The organism is Synergistetes bacterium HGW-Synergistetes-1 (assembly GCA_002839185.1).
GTDB lineage: Bacteria > Synergistota > Synergistia > Synergistales > Synergistaceae > Caenicola.
Genome location: PGXO01000004.1, coordinates 314,630 through 331,597 on the forward strand (window position 1 = coordinate 314,630; position 16,968 = coordinate 331,597).

General features: G+C 46.5%; 13 protein-coding genes. All 13 read left to right on the plus strand.

The window, feature by feature from the left end; translation table 11 throughout:
- The first annotated feature begins 179 nt into the window (after nt 1-179).
- Nucleotides 180-419 carry a 50S ribosomal protein L31 gene (locus tag CVV54_05055; protein PKL04833.1) on the plus strand — a complete coding sequence of 80 codons (240 nt, stop codon included), beginning with the start codon at nt 180-182 and terminating at the stop codon, nt 417-419.
- Between the two features lie 100 nt (nt 420-519).
- The gene (locus CVV54_05060; GenBank protein PKL04834.1) at nt 520-1,212 is read left to right on the plus strand and encodes a thymidylate synthase (FAD); all 693 of its coding nucleotides are present in this window, start codon (nt 520-522) and stop codon (nt 1,210-1,212) included.
- A complete protein-coding gene (locus CVV54_05065) occupies nt 1,209-2,162 on the plus strand; it encodes a DUF1385 domain-containing protein (protein PKL04835.1) in 954 nt (317 codons plus the stop codon). The genes CVV54_05060 and CVV54_05065 overlap by 4 nt, the downstream gene beginning before the upstream one ends.
- Before the next feature lie 275 nt (nt 2,163-2,437).
- Nucleotides 2,438-3,511: a peptide chain release factor 1 gene (locus CVV54_05070; protein ID PKL04836.1), complete on the plus strand. Its 1,074-nt coding sequence runs from the start codon at nt 2,438-2,440 to the stop codon at nt 3,509-3,511.
- A gap of 10 nt (nt 3,512-3,521) precedes the next feature.
- Nucleotides 3,522-4,367, plus strand: a complete 846-nt coding sequence (gene prmC / locus CVV54_05075) for a peptide chain release factor N(5)-glutamine methyltransferase (GenBank protein ID PKL04837.1) — start codon at nt 3,522-3,524, stop codon at nt 4,365-4,367.
- A gap of 63 nt (nt 4,368-4,430) precedes the next feature.
- Nucleotides 4,431-5,627: a thioredoxin-disulfide reductase gene (gene trxB / locus CVV54_05080; protein ID PKL04838.1), complete on the plus strand. Its 1,197-nt coding sequence runs from the start codon at nt 4,431-4,433 to the stop codon at nt 5,625-5,627.
- A gap of 453 nt (nt 5,628-6,080) precedes the next feature.
- Nucleotides 6,081-7,295, plus strand: a complete 1,215-nt coding sequence (locus CVV54_05085) for a hypothetical protein (GenBank protein PKL04839.1) — start codon at nt 6,081-6,083, stop codon at nt 7,293-7,295.
- A 434-nt stretch (nt 7,296-7,729) separates the two neighbouring features.
- Nucleotides 7,730-8,839, plus strand: coding sequence for a peptidase M48 (locus tag CVV54_05090; protein ID PKL04840.1), 1,110 nt, complete (start codon nt 7,730-7,732; stop codon nt 8,837-8,839).
- Nucleotides 8,840-8,937: 98 nt separating this feature from the next.
- Nucleotides 8,938-10,650, plus strand: a complete 1,713-nt coding sequence (locus tag CVV54_05095) for a DNA polymerase III, subunit gamma and tau (protein ID PKL04841.1) — start codon at nt 8,938-8,940, stop codon at nt 10,648-10,650.
- Entirely contained in the window at nt 10,650-14,069 is a 3,420-nt protein-coding gene (locus CVV54_05100) for a DNA polymerase III subunit alpha (protein ID PKL04842.1), read from the plus strand. Before CVV54_05095 ends, CVV54_05100 begins: the two co-directional genes overlap by 1 nt.
- A gap of 31 nt (nt 14,070-14,100) precedes the next feature.
- The gene (locus tag CVV54_05105) at nt 14,101-14,343 is read left to right on the plus strand and encodes a trp RNA-binding attenuation protein MtrB (GenBank protein PKL04843.1); all 243 of its coding nucleotides are present in this window, start codon (nt 14,101-14,103) and stop codon (nt 14,341-14,343) included.
- A gap of 18 nt (nt 14,344-14,361) precedes the next feature.
- Nucleotides 14,362-16,119: a pyruvate kinase gene (pyk, locus tag CVV54_05110; protein PKL04844.1), complete on the plus strand. Its 1,758-nt coding sequence runs from the start codon at nt 14,362-14,364 to the stop codon at nt 16,117-16,119.
- Complete coding sequence (locus CVV54_05115; protein ID PKL04845.1) at nt 16,119-16,961, plus strand: endonuclease; 843 nt, start codon at nt 16,119-16,121, stop codon at nt 16,959-16,961. The genes pyk and CVV54_05115 overlap by 1 nt, the downstream gene beginning before the upstream one ends.
- Nucleotides 16,962-16,968 lie beyond the last annotated feature (7 nt).

Consider the following 16,968-nt stretch of genomic DNA (forward strand, 5'->3'; position numbering starts at 1 on the left):
CGCAGCCCTGAGGCTGCAAATTCCCCGCACCTACGACCGCTTAGCAAATTCTTCTCCATCTTCCTTCAATAAAATATATAGGGAAAATAGTGTGTAAATTTGCTTGCGTCTTTCTGAAACCTGCAATATAATATACAGCTGTATGTTAGACGTATCAGAACATCTGGAGGTGCAATACATTGAAAAAGGATATACATCCAAAATACGAAACCTGCAAGGTGACCTGCGCCTGCGGCAATACTTTTGAAACCAGGGCTACTACAGGGGACATGAGGGTCGCGGTATGCAACGCATGTCATCCATTCTACACTGGCAAGAAGGGCCGCGTAATAGAAGCCGGACGACTTGAGAAATTCCGTCAGAAATACGCAGGCGTGAACTACGGACAGAAGAACGTAACAGAGGGTACAGAAGAATAGCTTTTACCCACGAGGGGAGCGAATCGGCTCCCCTCGTTTTTCTAGTAACTACAGCCTGTTGTCATATCGATATCCTGTCTGATGAAAGGAGGCTGTCTCCTTGCCTATTGAAGTTGAATTGATCGCGAGTACACCTGATGCAGCCAGGATAGTTGCCGCTGCCGCCAAGATCTGTTACAGCCCCTCAGGAGCTGTGGACATACTTGAAGGACTCGACAGAGAAAAAACGGTCTCTTTTCTTAAAATGCTTCGTGAGTCAGGGCATCTTTCACCATTTGAGCATATATCTTTCACCTTTGCTGTTGAGGGCATAAGCAGGGTAGCTACCCACCAGCTTGTGAGACACAGACTTGCAAGCTACTCTCAGCAGAGCCAGAGATATGTTGCCATGTCCGGACAGACATGCATAGTGCCTCCTTCGGTACTGAATAATGAAAAAGCACACGCACTATTCATGAAACAGATCGAAGATGCGTGGAACTGTTATAAAGAACTGGTCGATCTTGGCATCTCCAAGGAGGACTCCCGTTTTATCCTGCCTCATGGAACTGAGACCAGGCTTGTGATGACTATGAATGCGCGTGAACTACATCATTTTTTCTCCCTGAGGCTTTGCAGGAGAGCTCAGTGGGAAATAAGGGAACTTGCCCGGAAAATGCTCATACTGGCAAGGGATGCTGCCCCTGAAATATTTGATCTGGCCGGACCTTCATGTGTTGTTGAAGGTGTATGCAAAGAGGCCCATTCCTGCAACGAACCCTACGAGAACATGGAGAAGATGTTGTCTGAATGAAAATTTATATTGCTTTACAGCGGATAATATTATCCGCTTTTATTGCTGTTCCCAAAAGGATACCCGTTGGCGGACAGGCGGTTATAGAAGGAGTCCTTATGAAAGGCCCGGAACATTGGGGACTGGCAGTCAGAGAACCGGGCGGTTCTATATGGCTTAAAGCCTGGCTTGGTTCAGATTGGCTCAAAAATGGCATATGGAAGTATCCAATTATCAGAGGCTTTGCCACCATGGTCGAGATGATGAGGATAGGCATGAGGGCATTGTCCATTTCTGCCGAGATCAGTCTCGGCGAAGAGGATAAAATATCGCCTCTTGAGATGGCAGGTGCTATTGCAGTTGCTATATTTGCCGTTGCGGGTCTTTTTGTTGCGCTGCCGATGCTGGTTTCTGAATATCTGACATTCCTTTTAGGACTTACCCATCTTTCTAAGAATATAATGGAAGGTATCCTCAGGGGAGTAATTTTTGTGGGATACGTTGCAATGATAGGGCTTTGGAAAGACATACAGCAGGTATTCGCCTATCATGGAGCGGAACATAAAACGATAAATGCATACGAGAATGATGCTGAACTCACGCCTGAAAGTGTAGCAAAATTTTCAAGGATTCACAGGCGCTGCGGTACATCCTTTTTGCTTGTAGTGATCTTTGTAAGCATAATAGTATTCTCTGCCATAGGGGGAGGCTCACTTCTGTGGAGGATAGGGAGCAGGGTGCTGTTGCTGCCCTTTGTTATAGGCATATCGTACGAATTTATAAAAGGAGCCTCAAACTCTGAAACATGGGGCAGATACTGTATAATGCCCGCTCTCTCGCTGCAGTACATAACGACAAGGGAACCGAGGCTGGATCAGATAGAGGTAGCCCTCGCAGCGCTTGACCTGGCTCTGAACCCGGAAGCTGCCGGACAGGATTCCGGCGGGAGTCAATTGGAAATCGATGGGTAATCGGTTGGGAGTCAATTGGTAAGACCTGTGGCATAGACCGCGCCACGGCAGTCGGTTGGCAATCAATTGTAAATCGGTTGGAAGTCAATTGGTAAGATTTTAGGATTACACAACTGATTTGCAATTGATTCCCAATTGATCACCAATAGATTCTTGTGGCACAGCTATTGCCGCAGCCCCTCCCAATTGATTTGCAACCGATTACCGCGGCAGCACAGCTGCAGCTTTATGCAGGAATAATTATCCTGCAACTTAAACAGGTGGTGTGATCTTAGATGGAATTAATGGATAAGCTTAGAGAGATCGAAAAAAGTTATAAAGAGATCGAGGCGCGTATGGCAGACCCTGATGTGGCAAACGATCAACAGGAGATGCAGTCTCTTGGAAAGAAACATGTTGATCTTTCGAAGATCGTTGATGCTTTTATGAAGTATGAGTCAGTTCTTAAAGGAATAGATGACGCTAAGGAAATGATCGCTGCAGATGACAAAGAAATGGCAGAGCTTGCCAAAGAAGAGCTCGCCCTTCTTGAAGCACAGGTCGATGATCTGGAGAAGAATATACAGGTGCTCCTTCTCCCCAAGGACCTCAATGACGACAGGAGCGTCATCATTGAGATAAGAGGCGGAGCAGGAGGAGACGAGGCAGCACTATTTGCTGCGAACCTCTTCCGCATGTACACAAGATTTGCTGAACGTGAGAGATGGAAGACTGAGATAATTTCCGGAAGCGAGACCGGCATAGGCGGATACAAGGAAATAGTATTCAGGATCGACGGTGTAGGCGCATACAGCAGTCTGAAGTTCGAAAGCGGCGTCCACAGAGTACAGCGCGTCCCGGAGACAGAGGCAAGCGGCCGCATACATACCTCTACTGCAACTGTTGCAGTTCTGCCCGAAGCTCAGGATGTTGATATAGAAATTCGAACGGAGGATCTCAGGATCGATACATACCGCTCAAGCGGAGCAGGTGGACAGCACGTCAACATGACAGATTCAGCCGTCAGGATAACCCACCTTCCATCAGGAATAGTTGTTACCTGCCAGGACGAAAGATCCCAGATCAAGAACAGGGCAAAAGCGATGCAATTCCTCAGGACGAAGCTCTATGATGCCGAACTTCAGAGACAGAATGACGTAATGGCCGCGGAAAGAAAGGGCCAGGTCGGCACAGGCGATCGCTCAGAGCGCATCAGGACCTATAATTATCCTCAGAACAGAATATCGGACCATAGAATAAACCTTACTCTCTACAAACTGGATCAAATTTTGGATGGAGATATATATGAGCTGATCCGTGCCCTTTCTGATGCGGATCAGGCAGAAAAACTCAAAATGCTCACTGTTTAAGGTGTGAAATTTGAAACTCTCCGAACTTCGTTCCGAATGTGTTGGTATACTTCTGAGGGAAGGAATAGAGAGGCCCTTCTATGCTGTTGATCTCATAATATCAAAAGTTCTTGATATTGAGAGAGCTCTCTTGATAACAAAAGGAGAAATGGCAATTCCCGCGCAGAAATGTGTGGGAATTTTGTCTATGACAGAAATGCGTTCTAAGAGAGTGCCGCTCTCATATATATTGGGGGAGGCAGAATTCTACGGCAGACCGTTTGAAGTTGGTGAAGGCTGCCTCATACCTCGGCCGGAAACGGAATTACTGGTCGAAGAAATGCTGAGAGCCTGTCCTGATGCTTCAATGTTCGCTGACTGGTGTACGGGAAGCGGATGCATTGGTTTAACATTGCTTCTGGAAAATAACAACTTATTTGGCTACGGTATAGACTCAAGTCAAGAAGCTTTAAATTGGGCAGTTATAAATACCAATAAATACAAATTGAAATCAAGATTTAATTTGATATTGAATTCTAACCCTTCTGTTTGCGGCATAGTGCCCGGATCGCTTGATTTCATAGTTGCCAATCCACCTTATATTCCTTCCAAAGATGTTGAAGGGCTAATGTCAGACGTAAAGGATCACGAACCCATTGAGGCTCTTGACGGGGGAGAGGACGGAGCAGACTTGTACAGGCTCTTTTTTATTCATTTACCCGGATTGCTCAAAGATGGAGGTTCAATAGGATTTGAGATAGCAGGAGACGATCAGGCGAAGACCCTTTTGTCGATAGCTCCGTCGAATTTTGTTCTTACGAACAGGATATTTGATTATAATGGCATATTAAGACACCTGACGTGGAAAAAGAATTAAAGATAGTATAGAATTCTGAAAGTTATATCAGACAAATAATATTTTCGTGAAGGAGCGTTTTTTATGGAAAAAAGAGAACTTGTCATAATTGGAGCGGGACCCGCAGGTCTCACCTCAGCGATTTACGGCCGCCGCGCCGGCCTTGATGTGCTGCTTCTCGAGAAAGGCATCCCTGGAGGTCAGATCAACATCACTGACGAGATAGAAAACTGGCCCGGTGTTATACATTCATCTGGTTCAGATCTTGGTGTTTCCTTTAGGAAGCATGCCGAACATTTTAAAACAGAATTCAGGGACTGCACAGTTTCAGGAATCGAAATCCGGAACGGAAGCAAGATTGTTTTGACGGATAAAGGCGAAGTTGAAGCCGAAGCGATAATCCTTGCCACAGGAGCAAGCTTCCGCAAGCTCGGCTGCAAAGGCGAAGCCGAGTTTACAGGCGGCGGAGTAAGTTACTGTGCTGTCTGCGATGCTGCATTTTTTGAAGACGAAACGATTGCGGTAATAGGCGGAGGAAATGTCGCGGTAGAAGAGGCAGGTTACCTTACCCGCTTTGCATCAAAGGTATATATAATCCACAGACGCGATGAATTCCGCGCGGACAGGCTCGCGATAGAGCAGGCTCTCTCAAATCCCAAGATCGAACCGATCTGGAACTCCGTTGTTGAATCCATCGAGGGTGAAGGGCTTGTCGAAAAATTAGTGTTGAAGAACGTCAAAACAGGAGAGGTCTCAGATCTTCCTGTTGCAGGAGTATTCATTTTTGTTGGCACTGAGCCTAACGTATCCTATCTTGGCGAGCCTGGGTCTGTAGTAAAACAGACAAGAGGCGGCTGGATAGACACTAATGACAAAATGGAGACATCTGTCGAGGGAATATTTGCTGCCGGTGACATCCGTGAAAAGTACCTGCGCCAGGTCGTCACTGCTGCAGGTGACGGCGCTGTTGCCTCCATGGCTGCATATTCCTACATTACGGAACAGCTCCACCTCCGTTCTGTGCTGATCGACCCAGAACATGTCTACGCCCTTCTGACGTCGAGCATCGACCAGGATCAGATCAACCTTCAGGTCGAAGCTGAAAAATATGCTAAGGAAAGCGGAGTCAAGATCGCACTTATTGATGGATATAGAAACGCAAGGATGGTCGAAAAACTGGGTATCAAAGAACTTCCGGCGCTTCTTGAACTCAAGAAAGGCGAGATCGTCCGCTCTGCCAAGCCTGATAATATGGAAGCAGTCAAAGAGTTCCTTAAGTAAGTCCCGGCGGCCGTAAGGGCCATCCGCCGGGGAAATTGCAGCCTCAAGGCTGCGGGGGATTCGCGACATTCGTCGCTGGTGAATTTGCGGCAATGTTTATGCCGCGGTGAATTGGTCCTTAAAGATCAAGCCTTCATTCTCCGGCGGATGAAACGCCCGCCAAATTCACCGCAGCTTGATCTTTGCTGCAACTTCCTCACGAGTGTATTTCTCGTAATTTATCCGTGGTTTGAAAAGCCACAAATCTTTCATTCACCGCAGCTTAAAAAGCTGCAGATTCACCGTGGCATGATACTCGCCGCAAATTCTCCGTCGCGTACACACGACAAATTCTCCGCGGCTTCAAAGCCGCAATTCCCCACAGCAATATATTGCAGTAATTCCCCCAATTGTTTCATTAGAAACGAACAGCTAGAATAAACAAATGTCATAACAACTCCAGGGGGAAACTTAATGAAGAAGTTCCTGATGCTGATTTTCGCTGTCCTAATGATATCTGCTGTCTTTATTTCTCAGAGCCCAGCCTCTGATAAAGACCTGACCTCTGATGATATCAGAGAAAAGGAACAAAGGATTACAAAAAACATATCAGAACAGGTAGAGAAGCAGATCCCCCGGGTCAGGGACCCTGAAATTGAGAACAGACTTTCATATCTTACTGCAAGGATCTCACCGCATATGGGAAGGGATCTTAATTACGAAGTTCGTATAATAAAAAGAAATGACCCTCATGCCTTTTCCCTGCCCGGAGGACTGACATACATAACGACAGGAATGCTTAAATTTCTTAAAAGTGAAGATGAGATAGCCGCAGTCCTTGCGCGTGAATTTACCCACTCTGATCTTTCTCATTGGCTTGTCCAGTCATCCCGGAATGAGAAGATAGATTTTCAAACCATGGCAGAAGTTGCTGCGGCGACTCAAAGTGGCAAGGTGGCAGGTAACATGGTCAGAGCATATCTCAACAGGGCTGTCATTAACTTTTATGACATAGACCTGGAAAAAGAGACAGATCTTAAGGTTCTTGATGTCATTGAAAAAGCAGGAAATAATAAGGCAGCCCTGCTGACATTTCTGGAGCGGATGAGGATGGAAAGACTCAAACAGATTTATGTAAGAGGCATAGACATTAAGTACAAGAGCGGATTCAAACCATTGGAGACAGTAATGGAAACGATGAAATTCCTGAAGAGAAATGACGAGAAAAGACTGACTGACCCTGTCCAGACAGATATGATCCAGGCCAATACAGACATGGAAGAAAGAGTGGCGCTATTATTACAGTACTTTAAAGAGAACAACATAGATATAAAAAGAAAGAGTGTACTGAACATACTTCGGGTAAGTACTAAGGATCATTTAGGCCGGATAATCCTAAGTATTGACAACACGGAGGTTATGAGTGCAGAGAAGAACGACAGGACTGATAACATATTCGAAGTATTCAAATCCAGAATTGACAGAGACCTGCAACTTGAGACAGCCCCATATGACATACAGGTGCAAAATATACTTGGCACCAAAGCGATTTTGATCTCAGGCAGACCTCTGCTTTACGAGAAAGACCTCACCGATGGAATGCCGAACCTTTTTTATATAAGGGCCCATATAATAAAGGCCCTTACAAAGGCGAGAAGAGAGAATTTTTTGACGGATTATTACGAATAATAATACAGCTGAGCAATGGCTGAGCAGTAGCTAAGCAGTAGCTGAGCGGTCGTAAAGGCAGGCGGGATAACCGCAGGCGGAGAATTGCGGTCCAAGGCCTCGGAGGTTCAAAATCACTGTCGTTCCAGAATGATCCAATCGGGAATCCAGCGGCTTAGAACTTAGGTTATTACAGGCATTTAAAGATTTAAACAAAAGAAACTGGATCACCGCTCACGGCCAGAGAGCCAACGAGTTGCGAGTTGCGCGAATCGGCTGGTAGTTACACCAGAGGTATACGTGGATTACGGAGATAGAAGCATAGCTGGATGACTCGGTAAAAGATTTTTAAGTTTCTACAACTGCTCAGCGATCGCTCAGCCATTGCTCAGCAACAGCTCAGCCGATTTTTACAACTGCAATCGCTGTTCCACCATCGTTCAAGGGGGGATAAGATGTTGAGAAGATCTTTTCTTTTTATCATGGCAGTTTTTTCGCTGCTCCTCCTGTGTACTGCACAGTCATTCGCAGCTGCCTCCCCAGAGCCTACGGATAAGACCATCTCAAGAGAGATAAAGATAGGGAAGAAGACAGCCGAGCAGGTCGAGAAGGAAATACCGCGCGTTCATGACCCATCTCGAGAGGCAAAACTTGCGATGATCGCAAACAAGTTGACGCCTTATCTTCAGAGAGATCTTCAGTACTACGTGAAGATCCTGGAGATGAAGGATCCAAACGCTTTTTCACTTCCGGGAGGGTTTACTTACATTACTACTGGAATGCTTGATTTCCTTAAGAGCGAGGATGAGACAGCAGCGATACTGGCTCACGAATTCGTACACGCCGACAGAGCACATGGCATAATTCAGGCTGCGCGGAACAACAGGCTCAATCTGCTGACACTGGCAGGAATGATAGCTGCGACCCAGGGCGGAGGAATGGCTGCCGCAATGCTGTCAAGCGCTATTCAGACTGCGATAATGGGAGCATACAGTATAGAGCTTGAAAAAGAGGCCGATGCAAGAGGAATAGACATAATGTACAAAGCCGGCTATAACCCGGCAGCAATGCTTACAACGATGGAACGCCTCCAGGTCGAACGTATGAAAAGAGCTTATGTAGATCCGGGAATATTCCAGACCCACCCTGAAGTCGAAGAGAGGGTAAAAGCAGCCCTTAAGTATATGAAAGACAATGGAATAGAGGTCGACAGAAAGGATGTTGTCCAGAGACTTAAGACCGAGGTCTCAGTTAAGGATGGCAGGGCAGTTTTGATCATTGATAGTAAAACATTTGTTGACTTGCCTGAAGGTGATAGATCAATTAAATTTCTAAACGAGCTCAAAAGACGGCTAGACGATAACCTTGCGCTGGAACTTGCTCCATATGATGTGACAGTTCATGGTGACCCGGGAGATCAGACTCTTATCATCAAGGGCAAGGTAATATTGAGTGAAAATGAAATGCCGGAAGAAATGCCCTCAATACCTGAAATAAGAGATAGAGTGATCACGACGCTTGCTGATGCAAGAAGGGATAACCCGTTGGCAGATTACTACGAATAGCCTGATGATCATAGGATCTTTATATTTACTCACACAAACTGAGGTCAATAATTCTTGTTCTTCCTGTAAAATAGATAGAGCTGAATAGGAGGGGTAGAATGTACATTTCACTTTATAGAAGATACAGACCCCAGAAATTTTCTGAAATGGTAGGACAGAGTGCAGCAGTAAGCGTCCTCCGTGAAGCTTTAAAAGAAGGTCACCTTGGTCATGCATATCTCTTCTCAGGTCCGCGTGGCTGCGGTAAAACATCTGCTGCCCGTCTTGTCGCAAAAGGACTCAACTGTCAAAATCTCGGATCAGACGGTGAACCATGCGGTGAATGCGAAGCATGCAAAGCGATCGCCCAGGGTGAGCATCTTGATGTTATAGAGATAGACGGCGCATCAAACAGGGGCATCAATGAGATCCGTGACCTAAAGAGTCATGTCAACCTCAAGCCACTGATCGCCCCTTATAAAGTGTATATAATCGACGAAGTCCATATGCTTACCGAAGCAGCTTTCAACGCACTTCTGAAGACTCTGGAAGAGCCGCCCGCTAACGTGGTCTTTCTTCTTGCAACGACTGAACCCCACAAGGTGCCGGTTACGATCAGGTCAAGGTGCCAGCACATCCCTTTCCACAGGATATCCATGGCGGACATGGTCAACAGAGTCTCGTATGTCTGCACCACCGAAAATATCCAGGCCGACATGGAAGCAGTGTGGGAAATTTCAAGGCAGGCAGACGGTGCACTTAGGGATGCGCTGTCACTTACTGAACAGGCTGTTTCTCTTGGAAAGGGAAATCTTACCCTTGAAAGCGTTAAGGCTCTGACAGGTGGAAGCAACAGGACAGAACTGGAAAAATGGGTAATAAACCTCCGCCTTGATCCCAATGAATCAAACTCAGCACTCCACGCAATGCTTGGCAGGGGTATTTCAGTAGAGAGGCTTACGGAATCTCTTTTTGCAGTATTCAGGGACATGTGGATATTCTCCCTTTGGGGAGAAAAGGGAATGGAAGCCCTTGAGATATCTGAAGAAGAGGGCAAGTTCCTCAGGGAAGAAACTCCGCATTGGAATGCAGAAAAGCTTAGGTCCGCCTGCATTTTCTGCAACAGCCTATTGCCAAGGGCAAGGTATGGCATGCGCATGGAGGTTTTTTCCGGACTGATAATGTTAGAGCTGGTCAACATCATCGAGGGGAAAAATGATACTTTGTCTTCGGTTCTGGAAATCATCAAACCTCAGGAGAGATTACGATCAGCAGAGACAGAGCAGCCAAGACCGGACCACATGGTCCGGCAGGCGGAACCGACAGCGAATGTCCATAAGCCTCTCACTGAAAGAGTTGCGGATATTCCGCCTTTGCAAGCCACAGAAGCGGCCTCTTTTGAAGAGCTGCCGGACAAGAACTATGCAAAACTCCTTTCAAAGCTTGGAAACAGGGGGATAGCAATTGGGGCAGCTCTGCTGAATAACGGCATTTTAATAGAAGATTCAGAATGGAAACTTGATTCCGATGTTCACTCACCATCACATACATATCTTATGGTGCCCCAAAACCGTAAGCTCCTTTCGAAGGCCCTGGAAGAACTTTGTGGGGTAAAAGACCCGGCCGGGAAGGAAAATTCTGCGGTGATGCCCGAAAACCTTCCTGTTGAAAACCGAGTCGGGGAGGATAATTCAAATATCCGCGACAAAGCTCCAAAGGGATCACTCATTGCCGACACTGACAGAATCATAAAATTGCTTGGGGCTGAAGTTCTTTATGTCAAGGATGCGAACGGAGATAACGAGACTGATGATTTTGGGAGCGCTGACTGATGAGTGACAGACCATTTGTTCATTTGCACGTCCACAGTGAATACAGCCTGCTGGACGGCGCAAATAAGTGTGATGACCTTGCATCGGCTGCTGTCGAAATGGGAATGGATTCCATTGCAATTACAGATCACGGAGTCATGTACGGATGTGTGGAGTTTTACAACAAATGCAGGGCTAAGGGAGTAAAACCTATTCTTGGATGCGAGGTCTATGTCGACCCTAACGGCTACACCTGCAGGGAGGGCAAAAACCAGTACCACCTTATACTTCTTGCCGAAAATGAAGAGGGATACCATAACCTCATGAAGATAGTCTCTGTTGCGAACACAGACGGCTTCTACTATAAACCAAGGATCGACCATGAACTGCTCTCGAAATACAGTAAGGGGATAATTGGTGCCTCTGCCTGTCTTGGCGGAGAGATACCGGGACTGATACTGAAAGGTGACACGGATGGCGCATTATCCAGAGCTGCACTTTACAGAGACATCCTTGGTGAAGGAAATTTCTTCCTTGAGCTGCAGCACAACAGCATCCCTGAGCAGGCCATCGTCAATAAAAGTTTGATCGAGATGGCAAAAAAAGGAAATTATCCTCTGATAGCAACAAACGACGTTCACTACATGCGTAAAACAGACGCGGAGTGGCATGACGTCCTGCTTTGCGTCCAGACAAACAGTAATGTAGATGATCCGAACAGGTACAGGTTCAGGGGAAATGATTATTACTACAGATCGCCCCAGGAAATGTGGGACTTGTTCGGCACAGATATCCCTGAATGCCTTCTCAATACGCAGAAAATTGCAGACAGATGCGATGTAAAACTTGAGATGGGACATTATTACCTTCCTGAATTTCCGCTTCCCGAGGGTGAGACCCTGGAGTCTTATCTGCGCAGGACAGCAGAGGCGGGTCTCAAAAAGAGACTTAAAAGCGATTCCCCTCCGGAAAATTATATTGAACGCCTTTACTACGAACTCGGCGTAATTGAACAAATGGGATTTCCAGGCTATTTCTGCATAGTTGCGGACATCATCTCCGCTGCTAAGGACAGGGGCATACCGATCGGCCCCGGAAGAGGATCCGCAGCAGGTTCAGTGGTGGCCTGGTCACTTGGCATAACAGACCTTGATCCTATCAAATACAATCTGCTCTTTGAACGTTTTCTTAATCCGGAACGCATAAGCATGCCTGATATCGATACTGACGTCTCCGATAAAAGAAGGGACGAACTTATAGAGTATATAGTGCAAAAGTACGGCAGTGACAGGGTAGCACAGATCATTACCTTCGACCGGATGAAGAGTAAGGGCGCGATCACGGATGTTGGCAGGGCATTAGGAATGACTGTTCCTGACGTTAGGAGAGTCACGAAGCTGATACCCGATTCACTTAAATCCGGGATTACCAACATAGGCGAGGCGCTTGCAGGAGTCCCTGACCTCAAGGCCATATACGATACTGAACCTGCGGTAAGGAAACTCCTCGACATATCAGCTAACATAGAGGGGATTTCAAGACACTGTTCGCAGCATGCCGCAGGCGTCGTCATTACTCCTAAACCTATAATTGAAATGGTCCCGGTGAGAAAATTCGGAGAAAACCAGATAGTGACACAGTATTCAATGGATCCTGTTGAAAAGCTGGGGCTTGTAAAAATGGATTTTCTTGGGTTAAGGACGCTTTCTGTTATTGAGGGGGCGCTGGAAAATATCAAGTCCAACGGCAAAGGGACCATAGACCTCGAAGAGATACCGATGGATGACCAGAAGACATTCGAAATGCTTCAGCGTGGTGACACCCTGGGGGTATTCCAGCTCGAATCCAGCGGTATGACCGCACTGGTCATAAGGATGAAGCCTGACTGTTTTGAAGACCTGATAGCCCTTGTCGCCCTTTACAGACCGGGACCGCTGGAAAGTGGAATGGCAGACCAGTATGTAAGGTGCAAACACAAGGAAGAACCGGTCCACTTCCTCCATCCGGCACTTGCAGAATCTATGAAGGAGACTTACGGAGTCATCCTGTACCAGGAACAGGTCATGCAGAGCGCGTCCGCACTTGCAGGCTACACTCTTGGGGAAGCCGACCTCCTCAGGAGGGCAATGGGAAAGAAAAAAGTCGAGGTCATGGCTGAACAGCGTGAGAAATTCATCGGCGGTGCAGTCAAAAACAATGTAGATGCAAGAAAAGCCGGAGAGATCTATGACATCATAGAAAAATTTGCGGGATATGGATTCAACAAGTCTCACAGCGCGGCCTATGCCCTTATAAGCTACAGGACCGCCTGGCTCAAAGCCAATTACGGGCCGGAGTTTCTTGCTGCGTATCTTTCCAGCATAGTTGGATCCAAAATGAGCATACTGGGGCAGTATATAAGAAGTGTGAGAGAGGCCGGTTTCTCCGTATTGCCCCCTGATATTAATGAATCCAAAGAAGATTTCTCTGCATCGGGAGAGATAATAAGGCTTGGGCTATCTGCAGTTGCAAAGGTAGGACACAGCGCAGTAAAAAACATCATAGAATTGCGTGATAAAGAGGGTGCATTTCAATCCTTCTGGGATTTCTTCCTGAAAATAGACACGCGGGTGGTAAACAGAGGCGTAATAGAGAACCTCATAAAATCCGGAGCCTTCGACAGCCTTGAAAAAAACAGGGCAAAGCTTCTTAACGCGCTGCCTTCGTTTCTGGAGTACGCGTCAAAAAGGTGTACTGATACCAATCAATGCTCTCTTTTCGACAATGTTGAGGATGCTGTGCTCGACCCGGTGATGGATGAATGTGAAGATTTTTCTGTCAGGGGAAAGCTCGATTTTGAAAAAGAGAGCATGGGGCTTTATATTTCAGGTCACCCTTACGATAACTATTTCCCCATTATCAAGAACTATATCAACTGCTCATTCTCAGATATGCAGCTCTGGCAGGCCGGTAACCAGCAGGTCGTCACAGCCGGTCTGCTTACTTCATATAAGGAGCGCTATACAAAAAAAGGAGACCCTATGGGAGTCCTGGATTTTGAGGATTCTGAAGCAACTATCGAAGCTGTGATGTTCCCGAAACAGTGGAGCAAATACAAACCAATTCTGAATATAGGAGCTCTTTACTTTATCAGGGGACAGGTGAGACAGGACAGGGGACTTTCCATACTTGCCGATGAGGTATACCCTGAAGAAGATTTTCAGTTGTTCCTTGTGCCACATGTTACAATTACTGTTGAAGCGGATGGATTGGGAGAGGTTTTTTATGGAGATCTCTGCAAACTGCTTCGCAAACATCCGGGAAAGTATGACGTACTGCTTAAATTAGTTAATTCTGAACAGACAGTTGTCTCCTTGCTCAAGTCGATCAAGGTAGACCTTAACGAGAAACTGTGTGCGGATATCATAGATCAATCAAAGGGCAGGGCATATTGTTCCTGACGAACAAAAGCAGACGAGAGGAGAGGTATTCATGCCTCAGAGCGAGAGCGAAGGACGCCTCACCGGTGGAGATTATATCGCGGTGAAAGCGCTTGAGAACGGAGTTACAGTCATAGGTGTAACGAGAGGTGCCGAGAACAGGTTTCTGCACACTGAGAAACTTGACGAAGGGGAAGTATGGATCGCCCAGTTTACAGAACACATATCGGCAATGAAAATCAGAGGCTCTGCCACTATATTGACAAAACACGGTGAGATCAAGAGCGGAAAGTAAAAGGTGTATGAACCTATTATGAAAAGATTAGAGAGAAAAGTTAAAATAATTTGCACAATGGGTCCGGCGTGCTGGGAGGAGGAAATCATCACTCAGCTTGTGAACTCAGGGATGAATGTTGCTCGTCTTAACTTCAGCCACGGAGATTATGCATCGCATACAAGGACTATAGACAATGTCCGCAAGGTCGAAGCCACACTTCGCAGGCCAGTCGCAACAATTCTCGACACAAAGGGTCCTGAGATCAGAACCGGCATGCTGCCAAATCATGAAAAGATCCTGCTTGAGTCGGGTAAAGAATTCTATCTTTTTTTTGAGCACGTTGTGGGGAACGCAGATGGAGTATATGTAGATTATCCTGATCTCTATAAGGAGGTCTCTGTTGGTCAGGAAATATTTATAGACGACGGTTCTATTCTTCTGTCAGTGGAAGCCCTTGACCCCGCAGCGATCAAATGCCGTGTTCTGGTTGGCGGAGAACTTGGTGAAAAGAAGGGCGTCAACGTCCCGGGAGCGAACCTTTCAGTACCGACACTTACAGATAAGGATATTAGCGACATCAGATGGGGTGTTGAGCACAAAGTTGACTATATAGCTGTTTCTTTCGTCAGAGGAAAGGAAGATATCATTGGCGTAAGAAAAGTTTTGGAGGAAAATTCGGGCGAATCAAAGATAATCGCAAAGATAGAAACAAGACACTCGGTCGAAAATATAGATGAAATACTTGCTGTCGTTGACGGAATAATGGTCGCTAGGGGTGATCTTGGTGTAGAAATGCCCACCGAGGATGTCCCTATGGTACAGAAAGAGATAATCGAAAAATGCCGCTCACAGGGAAAGCCGGCTATAGTCGCAACTCAGATGCTTGATTCAATGATCCGTAATCCAAAGCCAACGCGGGCAGAGGCAAGCGATGTCGCCAATGCTGTAATAGACGGTGCAGATGCAGTTATGCTTTCAGGTGAAACAGCAAGCGGCAAATATCCTGTTGAATCAGTAAAGATAATGAATAAAATATTAATGAGGACAGAAGAAAACCTCAGGGAATGGCAAAGGACACCTAAGATCTTTTTCAACTGCGGAGAGATAGCGGATGCTGTAAGCCGTGCTGCACGGGATATTTCCGAAACAGTATGTGCTGCTGCTATCCTTTCATTAACGAGGAGCGGGTCAACAGCAAGAATGGTGAGCAAATACAGACCTGACTGTCCGGTCATTGCTCTGACACCATCATTTTCAACATGGCGTGAACTGGCGCTTGTCTGGGGAGTATATCCACTGGTTTGTCCATTCACTACAGATGTAGAAGAATCTGTTTCAAATTCTCTCTCCTTAGTCCAGGAAGAAGGGCTTATTAAAGGCGGAGATAACGTAGTGTTCACATCTGGGATCCCACTTGGAGTTCCGGGCAGTACTAACTTAGTTCAGGTCTATACTGTTGGAGAAATAATTGGGAAAGGACTTTCGCTTATAAAAAGAAAAGTCAGAGGGGTCGTTTGCAAGGCAGAGAGCTGCGAGGAAGCAAATGAGAAGGTAACACCTGGTTCGATCCTGGTCGTAAGAAAAACTGACAGGGGGTTTATCCCCTCCATGGAAAGGGCTGCAGGCGTCGTCAGTGAAGAGGACGGTTTTTCCTGCCATACTGCAGTTGCCTCTTTAGATATGGGACTTCCGGGAATTGTTGGAGTTTCCGGGATATTTGATGCGGTCGAGGACGGTATGTTAATTACTCTTGACGGGATACGCGGCGTTGTTTATCTGGGGCGGAGCCAGTAGTGGCTCTTATAGGAGCTCACATATCAACTGCGGGAGGCCTTCACAAAGCATATCAGAGAGCTGACGCAATTGGCTGTGAGTCAATGCAGATATTCACGAGGAACCAGCGTCAATGGCTAAACAGACCGCTCTCATTTCAGGAGATCGAGGATTTTTACATAGCATCTAAACAAAGCTCAGTCAAAAAAGTGGTGTCTCATGCTTCTTACCTGATAAACCTTGCAGGTACAGACGCTACACGAGAAAGAAGTGAAGAAGCGCTGATCAGTGAGCTGGAAAGGTGTAATAACCTAAGTATCGGCGATGTTGTCCTCCATCCCGGATTTGCGGTCAATGGGACCCGGGAAGAGGCTTTGAAGCAGGTATCTGCATCTCTCCGGAAAGTGCTCAATCTTACCTGTGAGATGAAAGTAAGGATCTTGCTTGAGACCATGGCCGGACAGGGTTCAGTGCTTGGCGGTGACGTGGCTCAGTTTTCCGGCCTTCTTGATCTTTTGGAAGATGATCCCAGGATAGGTTTTTGTGTGGATATTTGCCACGTTTTTGCAGCAGGTTATGAGATAAGGACTTACGAATCATATAACAGGCTGGTAGGAATACTCCAAAAGAATGTTGGCCTGGAAAGGATACATTGTTGGCATCTTAGTGACAGCAAGATGGAAAAAGGAAGCAAAAAAGACAGGCACCAGCACCTGGGAGAAGGAACTATAGGGCTTGCCCCCTTTTCAATGCTGGTAAACGATATAAGGTTTGAAGATGTTCCGGCAGTACTTGAAACGCCCAAAGAGGGAATGGGTGATGAGGGGAATCTTGCGCTGCTCAGAAAACTCAGGGGAGAGTAAGTGATAA

Bases quoted from the DNA above. Each gene is read 5' to 3' on its own strand.
- trxB (PKL04838.1), top strand. From the start codon at position 4,431: ATGGAAAAAAGAGAACTTGTCATAATTGGAGCGGGACCCGCAGGTCTC.
- CVV54_05085 (PKL04839.1), top strand. From the start codon at position 6,081: ATGAAGAAGTTCCTGATGCTGATTTTCGCTGTCCTAATGATATCTGCT.
- pyk (PKL04844.1), top strand. From the start codon at position 14,362: ATGAAAAGATTAGAGAGAAAAGTTAAAATAATTTGCACAATGGGTCCG.
- CVV54_05100 (PKL04842.1), top strand. From the start codon at position 10,650: ATGAGTGACAGACCATTTGTTCATTTGCACGTCCACAGTGAATACAGC.
- CVV54_05065 (PKL04835.1), top strand. From the start codon at position 1,209: ATGAAAATTTATATTGCTTTACAGCGGATAATATTATCCGCTTTTATT.
- CVV54_05095 (PKL04841.1), top strand. From the start codon at position 8,938: ATGTACATTTCACTTTATAGAAGATACAGACCCCAGAAATTTTCTGAA.
- CVV54_05090 (PKL04840.1), top strand. From the start codon at position 7,730: ATGTTGAGAAGATCTTTTCTTTTTATCATGGCAGTTTTTTCGCTGCTC.
- CVV54_05070 (PKL04836.1), top strand. From the start codon at position 2,438: ATGGAATTAATGGATAAGCTTAGAGAGATCGAAAAAAGTTATAAAGAG.
- CVV54_05105 (PKL04843.1), top strand. From the start codon at position 14,101: ATGCCTCAGAGCGAGAGCGAAGGACGCCTCACCGGTGGAGATTATATC.